Origin of the sequence: Amycolatopsis sp. NPDC001319 (assembly GCF_042896185.1) — a bacterium.
GTDB lineage: Bacteria > Actinomycetota > Actinomycetes > Mycobacteriales > Pseudonocardiaceae > Amycolatopsis.
The window spans coordinates 599002-616093 of sequence record NZ_JBIAWY010000001.1 but is presented as its reverse complement, the minus strand read 5'-3'; the positions used below and the strand labels follow the sequence as shown (position 1 = coordinate 616093).

Below are 17092 nucleotides of genomic sequence, written 5' to 3'. Positions count from 1 at the left end.
GTGCTCGGGCCACTCGACGGGGTGCGGGGCTCGGGCGGGGTCGGGGCGTCGGCCGGGTGGGTTTCGACGGGGGTCGTCGCGCGGGTGTCGACCGGGGTGGTGGCGCGGGTGTCCGCCGGGGACGGGGCGCGGGTGGCCGAGCGGGGTTCCGAAGCGGCGGCGGGTGCGGGGGTGCCGGCGGCGGGGGTCCAGGTGCGGCCGGTGTCGTAGTCCTCGTCGAAGGGGTCGACGATGTCGGCGATCTCGCCGAGGTCGCGCAGCAGGCGCTCGAGGCGCGAAGGCCCGGCGTTGGGCACGACGCTCGCCAGCACCCACTCGTTCTCGAGCCAGGCGACGCCGACGTCGCCGCCGAGCTGGTCGGCCGCGTCCACCAGCTCCTGGGTGATGACGGCGCGGGCGCCTTCGGAGTCGTCGGCGAAGGCGTAGCGCTGGCCGATCGGTCCGAGCATCTCGGGCATGTTCTCGCGCTGGAACGGCACGCTCGACAGCCACATCTCCACCGGCACGCGGTGCGTCTTGTTGCAGCGCACAGCCACGACCGTCGCCGGGATCTGGCCTTCGGACTCGATGTCGAAGATGAACACCGGACGGCGGCCGTCGGAGGTGAAGGTGGAGCCCGCGACGACGTTCACCGCCGCGTCGGCGCCGAAGTAGCCGATCGCGCCGCCCGACCACTGCCGGGGCAGCCGCTCGTCCTCCTCCACGAACTGCCAGCCGCGCAACTGGGCCCAGCGCATGCGCTCGCGATTGCGCGAGCCTTCCTTGGCCCGGTCGGCCGCGAGCAGGCCGAGCCCCGCCACCAGCGCGACGGCGGCGATGACGAACCAGATCCACGCCGAGATACCCACGACGGTGAGGGTATCGCTGCTCGGGCTCTACATCCGAACGCCCGCACCGTGTCGGCGCGCCCCTTTCGAGGCAGCTGTCGAAACGAGGTCGACAAATCGCCTTGTCTGCCTGTTTTTCAGCAGCACGGCGCCCCACCGCCGACCCGTCTCGTGGCACCAGCGGGCCACCCGGGCGAAGCCCCGAACACAGCAGAACGGCCCTCCCACCGAAGTGGAAGGGCCGTTCAAACCCGGCAACCGTCAGACCCGCTCGACCGTCAGCGTGTCTCCGGCCTCCAGTTGCGGGATGTCCACCCGCACGGTGTCGCCGTCGCGGATGTCACCCGACAGCAGCTTCTTCGCGAGCTGGTCGCCGATCGCCGACTGCACCAGCCGGCGCAGCGGCCGGGCGCCGTAGATCGGGTCGAAGCCGTTCAGGGCCAGCCACTCGCGAGCCCCGTCGGTGACCTCCAGGTGCAGCCGCCGCTGGGCCAGCCGGGCCGCGAGCCGCGCGACCTGAATGTCCACAATGGACGTCAGCTGCTCGGTGCCGAGGGCGTGGAACACCACGATGTCGTCCAGCCGGTTCAGGAACTCCGGCTTGAACTGCCGCTGCACGGTCTCCAGCACCGCGTCGCGACGCTGGTTCTCGTCCAGCGACGGGTCGGCGATGGCCTGGGAGCCGAGGTTCGACGTCAGGATGAGGATGGTGTTGCGGAAGTCCACCGTCCGGCCCTGGCCGTCGGTCAGCCGGCCGTCGTCGAGGACCTGCAGGAGCACGTCGAACACGTCCGGGTGCGCCTTTTCGACCTCGTCGAGCAGAACCACCGTGTACGGGCGGCGCCGCACGGCCTCGGTGAGCTGGCCGCCCTGGTCGTAGCCGACGTAGCCCGGAGGGGCACCCACGAGCCGCGCCACCGAGTGCTTCTCGGAGTACTCGCTCATGTCGATGCGCTGCATCGCGCGCTCGTCGTCGAACAGGAACTCGGCCAGGCCCTTCGCCAGCTCCGTCTTGCCGACACCCGTCGGCCCGAGGAACAGGAACGAACCCGTCGGACGGTCGGGGTCGGCAACACCGGCGCGGGCGCGCCGGACCGCGTCCGACACCACCTGCACGGCCTGCTCCTGCCCGATCACGCGGCGGCCGAGCTCCTCCTCCATGCGGAGCAGCTTGCCCGTCTCGCCCTCGAGCAGCCGGCCGGCGGGAATGCCGGTCCACGCGCTGACCACGTCGGCGACGTCGTCCGCGCCGACCTCTTCCTTCAGCATCACGTTCTGCTGGCTGACCTCCGACGCGGCCGTGGCCGCCTCGAACTCCTTCTCCAGCGCCGGGATCCGGCCGTAGCGCAGCTCGGCGGCCTTGCCCAGGTCACCATCGCGCTCGGCGCGCTCCGACTCGCCGCGCAGCTGCTCCAGCTGCTCCTTGAGCTCGCGGACGCGCTCGATCGAACCCTTCTCGTTCTGCCAGCGAGCGGTCAACGCGGTCAGCGTCTCCCGCTTCTCGGCCAGCTCGGCCCGCAACGCGGACAACCTCTCCAACGAAGCGGCATCGTCCTCCTTGGACAGTGCCATCTCCTCGATCTCCATGCGCCGCACCGCGCGCTCCACCTCGTCGATCTCGACGGGGCGCGAGTCGATCTCCATGCGCAGCTTGGAAGCGGCCTCGTCGACGAGGTCGATCGCCTTGTCCGGCAGGAACCGGGCGGTGATGTAGCGATCGGACAGGGTCGCGGCGGCCACCAACGCGGCGTCCGTGATCCGGACACCGTGGTGCACCTCGTAGCGCTCCTTGAGCCCACGCAGGATCGCGATCGTGTCCTCCGGCGACGGCTCGCCCACCAGCACCTGCTGGAAGCGCCGCTCCAGAGCCGCGTCCTTCTCGATGTGCTGGCGGTACTCGTCGAGCGTGGTCGCGCCGACCATCCGCAGCTCACCGCGCGCGAGCATCGGCTTGATCATGTTGCCCGCGTCCATCGCGCCCTCGCCGGTGGCACCGGCGCCGACGATCGTGTGCAGCTCGTCGATGAAGGTGATGACCTCGCCGGCCGAGTCCGTGATCTCCTTGAGCACGGCCTTCAGCCGCTCCTCGAACTCACCGCGGTACTTCGCACCGGCCACCATGGACCCGAGGTCCAGGGCCACCACGCGCTTGCCCCGCAGCGATTCGGGCACGTCACCGGCGACGATGCGCTGGGCCAGGCCCTCGACGATCGCTGTCTTGCCGACGCCCGGCTCACCGATCAGCACCGGGTTGTTCTTGGTGCGCCGCGAAAGCACCTGCACGACGCGGCGGATCTCCGTGTCGCGCCCGATGACCGGGTCGAGCTCACCGGCGCGGGCGCGCTCGGTCAGGTCGACGCCGTACTTCTCCAGCGCCTTGAACGTGCTCTCCGGGTCCGCGCTCGTGATGCGCGCCGAACCCCGCACCTTCGCGAACGCCTCCTGCAACGCCTCGGGTGTCGCGCCGTGGCGCTTCAGCAGCTCCGCGACCTGGCCACCCTCGGTGGCGAGGCCGACGAGCAGGTGCTCGGTCGACACGTACTCGTCACCGAGCTCGGTGGCGAGCTTCTGCGCGTGCGTCAGCGACTTCACGGCGTTCGTGTCGAACTGCGGAGTCGACACGGTGGCGCCCGTCGCGGACGGCAACGCGTGGATGATCGGGTCGAGCTCCTTGTGCACCACCTCCGGGTCGGCCCCGACCGCGGTCAGCAGTGGTGCGGTCAGTCCCTCACCCTGCGCCAGCAGGGCGCCCAGCAGGTGGGCGGCCGAAACGTGCGGGTTGCCGGCCATCGTGGCCGCCTGTGCCGCCGACGAGATCGCCTGCTGGGTCTTCGTGGTCGGGTTGAAAGCGTCCATCCCTCACCTCATGCGCTCTGTGAAAAGTCCAGGTGACAGCCCTGACCAAGGACCATCGACTTGTACAACGTCAGCAAACTTGAGTCTGTTCCGCTCAACTCTGAACCGGCGTCACCGCGTCCGCCGGAAGCCTCGGTCCCAGCCTGCCCAGGCCCGCCACGGCGAGGCAAGCGCAGCCGCCGACCAGCACCCAGGGTAACCACGCCGACACGGAGAACAACGCCACCACCGCCGGCGCCAGCACCTGCGCGACGGTGAACGCGTACTGGAACGCGGCCAGGTACCGGCCCTTCGCTTCCGGCGGGGCGGCGGCCTCGGCGAGCGCGCCCGAGCGCGGCCCGAAGACCAGGTCGCCCGCGGCGTAGACGAGCGTCGCGGCCAGCAGGTACACCACCTGCCAGCTGCGCGGCACGACCAGCACGCCCAGGCTGACCACGCACCAAGCCGCGAAGAGCGCCGAGCCGCCGCGCATCGCCGCGACCCGGTTGAGCCGGCGCGTGAGCCGCAACGCGAGCGTGCCGCCGACGCTGGTGACCACCGTGAGCAGGAACAGGATCGCGCCCGGCAGCCAGCGCGGGCCGTGGAGCAGGTCGAGCACGAACACCGGCGTGCCGATGAGGAAGAAGTCCAGCGACAGCCCGAACATTCCGCTGAACAGGATCAACGCCAGGTACGGCCGGTCGCGCAGCACACCGCTGCGTGCCTTCGGGTACGCCGTGCTTCGCCGCTGCGGCCGCACCACCCCCGCGATGAGCACGGCCGCCACCACGAACGTTGCGACATCCAGCGCCAGCGCCACGCTGTACCCGTCGTCGCCGATCCACAGCAGGATCCCCGACGACGTCAGCCCGCCGAGCCCGAAACCGCCCGCCCGCACCATGCCGACCTCCGCGAACGGCCGGTCCTTCGGCACGTCGCCGGCGACGTCGGCGATCAGCGCGTACAGCGAGCTGTAGAACAGCTGCTGTCCGGCCGCCAGCAGGACCGCCGCCACCACGACCGCGGCGACGCCGTCCGCCATCAGGTACGCCGCCGCGCCCGCCGCCTGCAGCAGCTGCGCGCCGACGATCACCGCGCGCGGCCCCGTGCGGTCCACGAGCCGGCCCGCGAGCGGCGGCACGACCAGTCCCGCCAGCGTCCCGAGCGTCACGGCCGTGCCCGCCAACGCGAGCGGGACGCCGACCACGCGCGTCACGTAGACCAGCGCCAGCGGCAGGAACAGGCCGGAGCCGAAGTTGTCGATCCCCAGCGCGCACAACAACGCGACCCGGCTCCGCGTCACGACCTGGACGCTACCGCCGGGACAGGACCCGAGGTCAGGGCCGGAAGGAGACTTCACGAGCCGCCGAATGCCACTGGCGGTAGAGCGGGCCGGCCCGGCCACGTCCGTCCGGTTGACCGGGAGGGGTCCCGGGCCGGCGGATCTACGTTGGCGGGCATGGGAACTCTTCGCAAGACGATCGCCGGAACGTTCGTCGCGGCCGCTGCTCTTGCCGTCGTGGCGCCCGCGGCCTCCGCCAATCCAGCCGACCCAGCCGGCTTCCGGTGGAACACCTTCACCGGCACGGCCACCGCGACCTACGCGCCGGCCGCCGTCCAGAGCGCGACGCTCGACGCGCGCAACCAGGCGGCCTTGAACCAGTACAACGGCTACAACGACTGCTCGGTGTCCGGCCAGAACTTGCAGCAGACGCAGCCGGACCCGTCCCCGATCTTCACCGCGACCGTGACGCTGAGCTGCTCGCAGACCACGTGAGCGGCCTCGGAACTGCCTGAGCCCCGGCGCAGGGGGCCGGGGCTCAGGCGTTTCCGCTGGTCGAGGTTCAGCCGAGATTGAGCGTGCCGCTGTGGCGCACGAAGTCCGGCTCGGCCTCCAGCACCACGTCGTGGTGGGCCGGGGTGCCGAGGTTCACCGTGAGCGGCTCGGCGTGCGGCGCGTGGCCGTATGCGGTGACCGTGAGCGTGTGCGCGCCCGCGGGCACGCCGTCGAGGTCGTACGCGCCGGCGCTGCCGCTCAGGCCCGAGGCGACGACCTTGCCGGCGCTGTCGGTGAGCGTCAGGGCCGCGCCGGCGACCGCGGCGTGGCGCCCCGCCGTGCGGACGCGGCCGGTCACGCCGCCCGTGCCGCCGAGCAGCAGGTCGTGCCACGCCGGTGTGCCGGTGAGGCGCACCGTGGACACGGCCGGCGGGAGCGAGCCCGCCGTCGCGAGCAGCACGTGCTCGCCGGTGGCGCCCGCCACCAGGGCGAACTCGCCGTTGCGGGCGCTGCGGCCGACGTCGACCTGGCGGCCCGACGCGTCCGTGAGCGTGAGCACGACACCCGGGACGGGGCGGCCGTCGGCGTCGAGGACGCGGCCGCGCAGAGCCGTCGCGACCTCGGCCGCAGGCGCGGGCGCCACGGCCGGAGTGGTGTCGGCGTCGAGAGTCCGGCGCAAGGGGACCTCCTTCATGAAAACCACCGCCAGCAGCGTCACCACGGCGATGAAGCCGGCGAACAGGAACACCGTGCCGGTCGCGTCGCCGAACGCCGCGCGGACGATCGGCTGCAGCGCCGCGGGCAGGCCGTCGATGTCGAACGTGCCGCCACCGCCGTGCACCGCGTCGCCGGCCGGGAGGCCGAGGCGGGTCAGCGACGACGTGATGTTCGTGGCCACCTTCGCGGACAGCACCGCGCCGAGCGCCGAAACGCCGGCGGCGCCGCCGAGCGAGCGGAAGAACGTGACCACCGAGGACGACGAACCCATGTCCTTCATGGCCACGGTGTTCTGCACGACCAGCACCAGGTTCTGCAGGAGGAACCCGAGCCCGATGCCGACCAGGCCGAGATAGACGCCCATCAGCGTCAGGTTCGTCGCGTGATCCACCGTGCTGAGCAGGAAGAGCCCGGCCGGCAGCAAGATCCCGCCGGTGATCATGAACGGCTTCGTACGGCCCGTGCGCGAGATGACCTGTCCGGCGCTCGTCGACGCGACAGCCAGGCCGAGCACGAGCGGCAGCGTCATCAGGCCCGCGTGCGTGGGCGAGAAGCCGCGCGAGATCTGGTAGTACTGCCCGAGGAAGACCGAGCCACCGAACAGCGCGGTGCCCACCGCCAGCGAGCCGAGCACCGAAAGCGTGAAGGTCCGGTTGCGGAACAGGCGCAGTGGCACCACCGGCTCAGCGGCGCGCGATTCCACGAGCACCGCCAGCGCCAGCGCCACCACAGCGCCACCGACGTACGCCACGCTCGTCCACGAGGCCCACGCGAAGGTGGCGCCGGCGAGCGAAACCCAGATCAGCACCAGGGCCACGCCACCGACGAGCAGGGTGGCGCCCAGCCAGTCGATGCGCACCTTGCGCTTGAGCACCGGCAGGTGCAGCGTGCGGCCGAGGACCACGAACGCGATCACGGCGATGGGCACGCAGACCCAGAAGCACCAGCGCCAGCCCAGCGGCGAGTCCACGATCAGGCCGCCGATCAGCGGCCCGGCGGCCGTGGCGACAGCGAAGACCGCGCCCGTGTAGCCCGAGTAGCGGCCGCGTTCGCGCGGGGCGATCATCGCGGCGATCACGACCTGGATCAGCGCCTGCAGGCCACCGAGGCCCACCCCCTGCAGCGCGCGGAACGCGATCAGCTCCGGCATCGACTGCGAGATGCCGCCCAGCGCCGAGCCGATCGTGAAGATGACGATGGCGAGCTGGTACAGCAGCTTCTTGCTGAACAGGTCGGAGAGCTTGCCCCAGATCGGCGTGGTCGCGGTCGACGTCAGCAACGTCGCGGTGACCACCCACGTGTACTGGCTCTGCGAACCGTGCAGGTCGGCGAGGATCGTCGGCAGCGCGTTGGACACGATCGTCGACGACAGGATCGCCACCAGCAGGGCGAGCAACAGGCCCGAGAAGGCCTTCATGATCTGCCGGTGGCTCATCTGCTCGCCGGCGACTTCGGTACTCACTTGCGTTGGGTCACTTCCCGACTTCCGCTTGGTCCACGGCGCACTCGGGGGGCCCGAGCACGGTGCGGAGACCGCTGTTGAGTTCTGCGAGCCGGGTCGTCAGGTCGGCGATCCGCTCTTCGTCCCAACCACCGAGGGCCTTCTCGAAGAACGCGATGTAGCGTTCCCGCCACTTCTCGACCTCGGCCAGCCCCTTCTCGGAGATGCTGATCAGCGACGCGCGCCCGTCCTCCGGGGCGGGGCGACGGTCCACCAGGCCGGCAGCCTGCAGCTGCGAGATCTGGCGGCTGACCACCGAGAGGTCCACGAGCTTGCGCTTGGCCAGCTCGGAGGGCCGGGCTTCACCGTGCTTCGCGAGGTCCGACAGCAGCATCCCGGCGGCGGGGTGGAGGCCGGGTTCGGCCTCCCAGGCCTGCATGATCCACAGGTGCTGCAGCTGCGAAGCGTTCCTGAGCTCACGCATCAGTTCGACCCTGACGTCGTCGGCAGAGCTCATGGGCTTTCCTTCCGGGCCGGACACTGTTCGAGCGCCCACTTGGTTGTGCCATACAAGTTTATGTCCTGATGGTTGCGTAGGGCAACTATCTATCCGGTGACCTGCCCCACGCTCGCCGACCTGACCGGTAACCCGACCGGAGCAACGTTGCTGGCAAAGGGCCGCAGGGCGGCTACTCTGCGGACGAGCCGCAGTCAGGGGACGCGACGACAGCGTCCTGAAGACTATTGAGGGGAACGAGGTGGGACAGTGGTGAATTCCCTCGGCGCCGACCGCAGAGGCCGGCCCGAGCCGGAGTGCTGCCACGGCCCGGCCACTCGCCCGTGATCGCTCCGCCCGCGTCCCCGAACCGCCCCCGACCTGCGAACGACACTCGATGACAGCCGATTCGATCAGCCCGATCCCCCGCTCGGCGGCGCCCCGCGAGACGCCTGCCGCCGTGGCCGCGATGGTGCGGCTGATCCGTGACACCTGGGCGATGTCCGAGCCCTTCATCCCGGAGATCTCGCAGTTCTTCTACGGGATGCTGTTCACGCTCGCCCCGGTCACGCGCGACTTCTTCCCCATCAACATGGAGGTGCAGCGCGGGCGGCTCGTGCGCGCGCTGGTGCACATCGTGCAGATGGTGGACCGGCCCGACGACCTCGTGCCGTTCCTGCGCCAGCTCGGGCGCGACCACCGCAAGTTCGGCGTGATCCCGCGGCACTACGAGGCCGTGGGCACGGCGCTGCTGGCCGCGCTGAAGAACCACCTGGGGCCGCAGTGGACCCCGGAGGTCGAGCGCGCCTGGGCGGAGGCGTTCACGATCGTCGCGCGCGCCATGCAGGAGGCGGCGGCCGCGGACGTGAACCCGGCGTCGTGGCACGCGACGGTGGTGGAACACCGGCGGCTGACGTGGGACTTGGCCCTGGTGCGGCTCCTGCCCGAGCAGCCCGTGCCGTACCTGCCGGGGCAGTACATGAGCGTGGAGGTGCCGCAGCGGCCGCGGTTGTGGCGCTACCTCTCGCCGGCCAACGCGCCGCGGGAGGACGGGGGCATCGAGTTCCACGTGCGCGCGGTCGACGGCGGCTGGGTCTCGCGGGCGATCGTGAGCCACACGCAGCCCGGCGACGTCTGGCGGCTCGGTCCGCCACTGGGGCGCATGGCCGTGGACCGCGAACGGTCCCGCGGCGTCGTGATGGTCGCCGGCGGAACCGGTGTCGCGCCGCTGCGCTCGATCCTCGACCACCTGGCGATGTGGGGCGAGAACCCCAAGACGCGGCTGTTCTACGGCGGGCCCGCACGAGAGGACCTCTACGACCTCGAGGAGCTGCGCGCACTGTCGTCCACGAACCCGTGGCTGACCGTGACCCCGGTCGTCGAACGCGGCGACCACCTGCCCGGTTGCGAGCAGGGGACCTTGGCGGAAGCGGTTACGCGGTATGGGGCCTGGCCCGACCACGACATCCTCGTGTCGGGTTCTCCCTCGATGATCCGCGCGACAGTTTCCCGCATGCTGGTCGCCGGAAGTGTGCTGGGCCAGATCCAGTACGACCCGTTCACCATCGATTGATCCGCCCTGGGCGGTTATCGGCCCACGAAAAGTGTTCCCTGCCAAGGGAAACCGCGGAAGATCATTTTCACAGAGCGCCAGATCAGGTTTACCAGCCGTGTCGATAATTGCTCCGTTCGAGCGGGAACGGCGTTAACTACACCCGTTTTTCTCCAGTGGCGCCTACAGTCGGGATTCCTCGGGGGCGGCACGCGTACGCAAAGCCGCGTGAAGACTGAAACTGCTTGGCATGACTGGAGAAAACCGTTCCCGATGAGTGCTGAATCCGTGAAGATCGACCTTGCTCCCGCCGTGGTCCGCAGACCGCTGCCCGGTTCCGAGACCGCGCGGGTGATCCGCGAGAGTTTCGCCCTGGTCGAGCCGAAAGCCGAGGAGCTGGCGCAGTACTTCTACGGAGCGCTGTTCGTGATCGCGCCGGATGCCCGCGATCTGTTCCCGGTGACGATGGCCACACAACGGAGCAGATTGTTGCGGGCACTCGTGTACGTGGTGCAGATGGTGGACCGGCCCGACGAACTCACCACGTTCCTCGGCCAACTGGGCCGCGACCACCGGAAGTTCGACGTGGTGACGCGCCACTACGACGCCGTCGGAACCGCGTTGATCAGCGCGATGAAACGATTTCTCGGCAAAGCGTGGACGCCCGAGGTGGAAACGGCGTGGACGTCGGCGTACCAGTTGATCTCCGAGACGATGCGCAAAGCCGCGGGCGAGGAGACGGGGCCGGCGTGGTGGAGCGGGACGGTGCTGGAGCACCGGAAGCTCTCGGCCGACGTCGCGTTGGTGCGGGTGCGCACGGAGCAGCTGCTGCCGTACCGCTCCGGCGGCTACGTGAGCGTCGAGGTGCCGCAGCGGCCGCGGCTGTGGCGGTACCTGTCCATGGCGACGGCGCCGCGCGACGACGGCCTGCTCACCTTCCACGTGCGCGCGGTCACCGGCGGCTGGGTCTCGCGGGCGATCGTGAACCACACCCACGCCGGCGACGTCTGGCGGCTGGGTCCTTCGCTGGGCGCGCTGTCCGTGGTGCCGACCGCCGACCAACGGCCGCTGCTGATGATCGCGGGCGGCACCGGCGTCGCTCCGCTGATGGCGATCCTGGACGACCTGTCCCGCTGGAAGCGCAACCCGCCCGTGCACCTGTTCTTCGGCGGCCGCAAGCCGGGTGACCTGTACGCGCTCGACGAGCTGCGCCGGCTGGCCGTCACGTCGCCGTGGCTCACCGTCACCCCGGTCACGGAGGAAGGCGCGGTCCCCGGCGGCGACCGGGGCACCCTGGCCACCGCGGTGACGCAGCGTGGCGCCTGGAAGGACCACGAGGTGCTGGTGGCGGGCTCGCCGGACATGATCCGCGGCACGATCGCGAAACTGCTGGCCGCGGGAGTGGACCTCGAACGAATCCGGTATGACCCGTTCACTTTGGACTAGTGTGCTGGTCCATGGAGATCACGATCCCCACGCCGGCGGGCGACATCGACGGCTACCTCGCAGTCCCCGCTGGTCCAGGCCCCTTCCCGGCCGTCGTGATCATCCACGACGCCATCGGCCTGTCCAAGGACGCGCGTGAGATCACCGACCGGTTCGCCTCCGCGGGGTACCTGGCGCTCAGCCCCGACCTCTACTCGCGCGGCGGCCTGTTCCGCTGCGTGCGGCAGGTGTTCAAGGACATGTTCGCGCGCAGCGGCCGCGCCTTCGACGACATCGAGGCTTCGCGGGTCCTGCTGTCCGCGCGTGAGGACTGCAGCGGCAAGATCGGCATCGCCGGCTACTGCATGGGCGGCGGCTTCGCGCTCGTGGCGGCTTCGCGCTCGTTCGACGTCTCGGCCCCGTACTACGGCCAGCTGCCCCGCGACTTGTCCGTCCTGGACGAAGCCTGCCCCGTCGTCGCCAGCTTCGGCCGCCGCGACCCCTCCCTGCGCGGCGCCGCGGCGAAGCTCTCGGCCGCCCTGACGGAACGCAACGTGCCCCACGACGTGAAGGAATACCCCGACGCGGGGCACAGCTTCGCGAACAAAATGGGCCCGGCGCCGGTGCAGGCGTTGGCGAAGGTGGTGGGGTTCGGCTACCACGAACCTTCGGACCGCGACGCGTGGCAGCGGGTGATGACGTTCTTCGGGGAGTACCTGAAGAAGCCGTCGAACGGTTCGGAAGGCTGACGCGGTCTGGGTGGTTCGCCGGTTCTCTGCTGCACTGCTGCGCTGCTGCACGAAAGGTCCCCTCACGCAGACACGCGCAGCGCCAACGGTCCAGTCGGGCTCTTCAGCAGGGCCAGCTCGCATGCGCACGGCACGAAGGGACCACTCGCGCACGTTTGGCGACGCCACCGGTCCCCTCGCATCCGCAACCCGTAGCGATGGGACCACTCGCGCCGCAGACAGGACGCGGCGGGACCGCCTGCACCGCCGCCAGAGCCCGATCGGACCGCTCGTGCCGAGCCGTGCGGTGCGAAAGGTCCAGTCACGTAGGTGCCGTGGCGCGAAGTGACCGGTCGCGGAACTAACCGGGGCGCAAGGGGACCACTCGGGGACCGCGCGCGAGCGGACCGGTCACTACCGGCACACGCACCCGCGCGCAAGGACCACCGCACCTCAAACGCGAAACAGCCCCTCCACCACCGACCCGGTGGCAAAGGGGCTGTCCCACGAAAACCTCAGCGGCGCTTGGGCTTCCACACCACCAAGGACGTCTGCTGCCGGGTCGGCACCAGGTCCTTGCGGTACGAAGCGTGCACCGCCGCGGCGGCTTGTTCGGCGGCGGCGTAGGCGGACGCCAGCTCCTCGGTCAGCTCGTGGACCCGGGCGCGCAGGGCGTCGACCTGGTTTTCCAGCTCGATGATCCGCTTCACGCCCGCCAGGTTGACGCCGTCCTCCTGCGAGAGGCGCTGAACCTCGCGCAGCAGGGCGATGTCGCGCATCGAGTACCTCCGGCCGCCGCCGGAGGTCCGGCCCGGGGAGACCAGGCCCTGGCGGTCGTAGGAGCGCAGGGTTTGCGCGTGGAGGCCCGAGAGCTGGGCTGCCACGGAGATCACGAACACGGGGGTGTCCTCGTCCGCGCCGTGCGGGAGTCCCGGGATACCGCCGAACATCACCCTCACCTGCCTTCGAGCATCTCGGTCACCTCAGGCCGCGGGTCGTGGCCCTTCATCGCCTCCGCGTAGGCCTCGAGGGCCTCGCGCGCCTTGTCGTCCAGTTTGGCGGGGACCGCCGCCTGCAGGGTCACGAGCAAGTCACCCTGCGAACCGTCCCGCTTCTGAATTCCCTTTCCGCGCACGCGCAACACTCGGCCACTCGCGGTACCCGCGGGCACCTTCAGCGACACCTTGCCCTCGAGCGTCGGCACCGTGATCGTGGTGCCCAGCGCGAGCTCGGTGAAGTCGACCGGCACGGTCAGCGTCAGGTCGAGGTCCTTGCGCCCGAACAGCTTGTGCGGTGCCACGTGCACGCGGACGTACAGGTCACCGGCCTGCGCGCCACCGCGGCCGGGTTCGCCCTGGCCCGCCAGGCGGATCCGCTGGTCGTCGTCGACGCCCGGCGGGATGCGCACGGTCAGCGTGCGGGTGCGGGTGCTGATGCCCTCGCCGCCGCACTCGGGGCACGGGTCGTCGATGATCTGGCCGCGGCCGCGGCAGTCGCGGCACGGCTCGGAGAACGCGAACGCACCCTGGCTGCGGCTGACGAGACCCGAACCGCCACACGTCGGACACTGGCGCGGCGACGTGCCCGGCTTCGCACCGTTGCCACCACACGTCGAACACGTCGCGGGGCTCGACAGGCGCAGCGGCAGGGTCGCGCCCTTGACCGCCTCGGTGAAGTCGATCCGCACGTCGGTCTCGACGTCGGCGCCACGCTGCGGCCGGTTGGCCGACGCGGCCCCGCCGGCCCGGCCCTGACGGCCGAAGATGCCGCCCAGGATGTCGCCGAGCCCACCGAAGCCGCCCTGCTGGGCAGCGCCGGCCTGGCCGAAGATGTCGCCCATGTCGAAGCCGCCCGCGCCACCGGCGCCGCCCGGGAACCCGCCGCCGAAGCCGCCGGAGCCGAAGAGGCGCTGGGCCTCGTCGTACTCCTTGCGCTTCGCGGCGTCGGACAGCACGCCGTAGGCCTCGGACACGGCCTTGAACTTGTTCTCGGCCGCGGTGTTGCCCGCGTTGGCGTCCGGGTGGTTCTCCTTGGCCAGCTTGCGGTAGGCCTTCTTGATCTCGTCCGCAGTGGCGTCGGAGGAGACACCCAGCTCTTTGTAGAAGTCCTTGCCCATCCACTCCCGAGCACTCATCGGGTGCCTCCTCCTTTCGCTACGAAACGGTTGTTACTGCTGGTTCGGCTCATCGATCGACCCGTCCAGCGGCAGCTCGCCGCCGACGGGCGGGTCGACCGGTGCCGCGGCCGGCTCGTGGTCGGTGACCCCGACCAGCGCCGCCCGCAGGACCCGGTCGCCGAAGCGGTAACCGCGGCGCATGACCACGGTGACCGTCGGACCCGCCACGTCCGGCGAGGTGTTGTGCTGCACGGCCTCGTGCACGCTCGGGTCGAAGGGCTCGCCCTCCGCGCCGAACGACTCGAGACCGGCTCGCTGCAAGCCGCTCACCAGCTTGTCGCCGACCGCCTTGAACGCACCGGTGAGGTCACCGTGCTGCTCGGCCCGCTCGAGGTCGTCGAGCAGGGGCAGCAGGTCACCGACCACCGACGCCTTCGCGCCCAGCACCACGGCCTCGCGGTCGCGGTCCACGCGCTTGCGGTAGTTGGCGTACTCCGCCTGCAGGCGCTGCAGGTCGGCCGTGCGCTCGGCCAGCTGCTTCTCGACGTCGGACGCGACCGTGACCGCGTCGTCCACCGAGTCGCCGAGCGAGGGGCCCGCGTGCTGCGCGGGCGCCTCGTCGACCTGGACTTCTTCCGGGGCAGGAGGACGGACCTCACCGGTCTGCGGGTCGACCCGCCGCCGGTCACGCACGACCACCGGTTCCTCGGGGCCCCGGCCCTCGGCTTCGGAGTGTCGTGGGGTCACTTCTTCTCGTCCTCTTCCACGATCTCGGCGTCGACCACGTCATCGGCCTTGTCCTGCGCCCCACCGGCGGAACCGGCGTCGGCACCCGGAGCGCCACCGTCGGCGCCGGCGGCACCCTGGTTGGCGTAGAGCGCGGTGCCCAGCTCCTGCGAAGCCGTGTTCAGCTTCTCGATGGACTCGCGGATCTTGGCCGAGTCGGTGCCCTTCAGCGCCTCGTTGGCCTCGTCGATGGCGGTCTTGACCTTGCCCTTGAGGTCCTCGGGGAGCTTGTCCTCGTTGTCCTTGACGAACTTCTCGGTCTGGTAGACGAGAGTCTCCGCCTGGTTGCGGGTCTCCGCTTCCTCGCGGCGCTTCTTGTCTTCCTCGGCGTGGGCCTCGGCGTCCTTGACCATGCGGTCGATGTCGTCCTTCGGCAGCGCGGAGCCACCGGTGATCGTCATCGACTGCTCCTTGTTCGTGCCCAGGTCCTTCGCGGTCACGTGCACGATGCCGTTGGCGTCGATGTCGAAGGTGACCTCGATCTGCGGCACGCCACGCGGGGCCGGCGGGAGACCGGTCAGCTCGAACATGCCGAGCTTCTTGTTGTGCGCCGCGATCTCGCGCTCACCCTGGAACACCTGGATCTGCACCGACGGCTGGTTGTCGTCCGCCGTGGAGAAGATCTCCGAACGCTTGGTCGGGATCGTGGTGTTGCGCTCGATGAGCTTGGTGAACACGCCACCCTTGGTCTCGATGCCCAGCGAAAGCGGGGTCACGTCCAGCAGCAGGACGTCCTTGACCTCACCCTTCAGGACACCGGCCTGCAGCGCGGCACCCACGGCCACGACCTCGTCCGGGTTCACGCCCTTGTTCGGCTCGCGCCCGCCGGTCAGCTCCTTGACCAGGTCCGACACGGCCGGCATGCGGGTGGAACCACCCACGAGCACGACGTGGTCGATGTCGCCGACGGCGATGCCGGCGTCGCGGATCACGTTGTTGAACGGGTTGCGGGTGCGCTCGAGCAGGTCCGCGGTGATCTTCTGGAACTCGGCGCGCGACAGCGTCTCGTCCAGGAACAGCGGGTTCTTGTCGGCGTCGACCGTGATGTAGGGCAGGTTGATGCCGGCGGAGTTGGAGCTGGACAGCTCGATCTTCGCCTTCTCGGCCGCCTCGCGGATGCGCTGCAGGGCCATCTTGTCCTTGGTCAGGTCGATGCCGTTGGAGGCCTTGAACTTGTCGACCAGCCACTTGACGATGCGCTCGTCCCAGTCGTCACCACCGAGGTGGTTGTCACCGGAAGTCGCCCGCACCTCGACGACACCCTCGCCGATCTCCAGCAGCGACACGTCGAACGTACCGCCACCGAGGTCGAAGACCAGGATGGTCTGTTCCTTCTCGCCCTTGTCCAGGCCGTACGCCAGCGCGGCGGCGGTCGGCTCGTTGACGATGCGGAGCACGTTCAGGCCGGCGATCTGCCCGGCCTCCTTGGTGGCCTGCCGCTGTGCGTCCTCGAAGTACGCCGGGACGGTGATCACCGCGTCGGTGATCTCCTCGCCCAGGTACGACTCGGCGTCGCGCTTCAGCTTCATCAGCACGCGCGCGCTGATCTCCTGCGGCGTGTAGTTCTTGCCGTCGATCTCGGTGTTCCAGTCGGTACCGATGTGCCGCTTGACGGACCGGATGGTGCGGTCGACGTTCGTGACGGCCTGGTTCTTCGCCGACTGACCGGTGAGCACTTCACCGTTCTTGGCGAACGCGACGATGGACGGGGTGGTCCGGGAGCCTTCCGAGTTGGCGATGACCGTCGGCTCGCCGCCCTCAAGGACGGCTACGACCGAGTTGGTCGTGCCGAGGTCGATGCCGACCGCTCGCGCCATGGTGCTTCCTCCTGTGTTCGCAGCTCGACTGCTATGTTCGTGACCTGCATGTTTCGGGTCCGCCTTGAGCGGACCCCTGGCAAGTTCTATCGGGCCTTCGCGCGCTTCGTCAAGCCAGACTTGAGTCAGCTGCACTCAACCTTCGTATCAGGCTAACGAAGGGGTAGTGGCTCTTGTTCCCGGGCTCACCGGCAGATCGTGCCGCGAGGGGGTGTGAGGCCGCTCACCAGGTATTTGTCCCCGGACAAACCGCTGCCGGCCGGCGCCGAAGCGCACGACCGGCGGTGTCGGTGGCAGCCGAGGACGCCCGGCGTCAGACCGGACGAGCCGCGGCGAGCGGCCGGAGAGCGCGGTGGGACCCCTCGTCCCGCACCAGTACCGGCTCCGCGAGCCGCACGTCTCCAGGTGGCACCGTCACCTGGACCACGGCGACGGGCGTGGGGACCGGCGTCGTGGCGTCGGGCTTGGCCGCCAGGCCCAGGCTCGCCGTCACGACGAACGCCCCCACCGCCCCGGTCAGGACGGCCGCCAGGACCCGGTTCTCGATCTTGCGCATGTGGCTGTTCCCCCGAAGG

General features: G+C 70.2%; 13 protein-coding genes and 1 pseudogene. 4 read left to right on the top strand and 10 right to left on the bottom strand.

Annotated features, from left to right (window positions below; translation table 11 throughout):
• Window positions 1-187 precede the first annotated feature (187 nt).
• From ACFY1H_RS02925 to ACFY1H_RS02915, 3 genes and pseudogenes are all read right to left on the bottom strand, one after another.
• Window positions 188-848, bottom strand: a pseudogene (locus ACFY1H_RS02925) (hypothetical protein); the annotation flags it as partial.
• Window positions 849-1088: 240 nt separating this feature from the next.
• Window positions 1089-3683, bottom strand: a complete 2595-nt coding sequence (clpB, locus tag ACFY1H_RS02920; RefSeq protein ID WP_386944164.1) for an ATP-dependent chaperone ClpB — start codon at window positions 3681-3683, stop codon at window positions 1089-1091.
• Between the two features lie 94 nt (window positions 3684-3777).
• Window positions 3778-4965, bottom strand: coding sequence for an MFS transporter (locus tag ACFY1H_RS02915; RefSeq protein WP_386944162.1), 1188 nt, complete (start codon window positions 4963-4965; stop codon window positions 3778-3780).
• Window positions 4966-5121: 156 nt separating this feature from the next.
• Here ACFY1H_RS02915 and ACFY1H_RS02910 point away from each other — a divergent pair, with 156 nt between their 5' ends.
• Entirely contained in the window at window positions 5122-5439 is a 318-nt protein-coding gene (locus tag ACFY1H_RS02910) for a hypothetical protein (RefSeq protein ID WP_386944161.1), read from the top strand.
• A 67-nt stretch (window positions 5440-5506) separates the two neighbouring features.
• Here the strand turns inward: ACFY1H_RS02910 and ACFY1H_RS02905 are convergent, their stop codons facing one another.
• On the bottom strand, window positions 5507-7591 hold the full coding sequence (locus ACFY1H_RS02905) for an MFS transporter (RefSeq protein WP_386944839.1): 2085 nt from the start codon (window positions 7589-7591) through the stop codon (window positions 5507-5509).
• 37 nt (window positions 7592-7628) lie between these two features.
• Window positions 7629-8114, bottom strand: coding sequence for a MarR family winged helix-turn-helix transcriptional regulator (locus ACFY1H_RS02900; RefSeq protein ID WP_366580204.1), 486 nt, complete (start codon window positions 8112-8114; stop codon window positions 7629-7631).
• A 376-nt stretch (window positions 8115-8490) separates the two neighbouring features.
• Between ACFY1H_RS02900 and ACFY1H_RS02895 the strand changes: the two genes are divergently transcribed.
• The 3 genes from ACFY1H_RS02895 to ACFY1H_RS02885 all read left to right on the top strand — a co-directional run bounded on the left by ACFY1H_RS02895 (window position 8491) and on the right by ACFY1H_RS02885 (window position 11819).
• Window positions 8491-9666 carry a globin domain-containing protein gene (locus ACFY1H_RS02895; RefSeq protein ID WP_366580202.1) on the top strand — a complete coding sequence of 392 codons (1176 nt, stop codon included), beginning with the start codon at window positions 8491-8493 and terminating at the stop codon, window positions 9664-9666.
• Window positions 9667-9918: 252 nt separating this feature from the next.
• Window positions 9919-11091, top strand: coding sequence for a globin domain-containing protein (locus tag ACFY1H_RS02890; protein WP_366580200.1), 1173 nt, complete (start codon window positions 9919-9921; stop codon window positions 11089-11091).
• Between the two features lie 11 nt (window positions 11092-11102).
• Window positions 11103-11819 (top strand): dienelactone hydrolase family protein, encoded by a 717-nt coding sequence (locus ACFY1H_RS02885; protein ID WP_386944158.1) that lies wholly within the window; start codon window positions 11103-11105, stop codon window positions 11817-11819.
• Window positions 11820-12313: 494 nt separating this feature from the next.
• Here the strand turns inward: ACFY1H_RS02885 and ACFY1H_RS02880 are convergent, their stop codons facing one another.
• The 5 genes from ACFY1H_RS02880 to ACFY1H_RS02860 form a co-directional block, all read right to left on the bottom strand.
• Window positions 12314-12748: a heat shock protein transcriptional repressor HspR gene (locus ACFY1H_RS02880; protein ID WP_366580196.1), complete on the bottom strand. Its 435-nt coding sequence runs from the start codon at window positions 12746-12748 to the stop codon at window positions 12314-12316.
• A 5-nt stretch (window positions 12749-12753) separates the two neighbouring features.
• Window positions 12754-13932: a molecular chaperone DnaJ gene (dnaJ, locus tag ACFY1H_RS02875; RefSeq protein WP_386944155.1), complete on the bottom strand. Its 1179-nt coding sequence runs from the start codon at window positions 13930-13932 to the stop codon at window positions 12754-12756.
• A 33-nt stretch (window positions 13933-13965) separates the two neighbouring features.
• On the bottom strand, window positions 13966-14661 hold the full coding sequence (grpE, locus tag ACFY1H_RS02870) for a nucleotide exchange factor GrpE (RefSeq protein ID WP_366580192.1): 696 nt from the start codon (window positions 14659-14661) through the stop codon (window positions 13966-13968).
• Window positions 14658-16517 (bottom strand): molecular chaperone DnaK, encoded by a 1860-nt coding sequence (gene dnaK, locus ACFY1H_RS02865; protein WP_386944153.1) that lies wholly within the window; start codon window positions 16515-16517, stop codon window positions 14658-14660. Before dnaK ends, grpE begins: the two co-directional genes overlap by 4 nt.
• Window positions 16518-16830: 313 nt before the next feature.
• On the bottom strand, window positions 16831-17073 hold the full coding sequence (locus ACFY1H_RS02860; RefSeq protein WP_386944151.1) for a hypothetical protein: 243 nt from the start codon (window positions 17071-17073) through the stop codon (window positions 16831-16833).
• Window positions 17074-17092 lie beyond the last annotated feature (19 nt).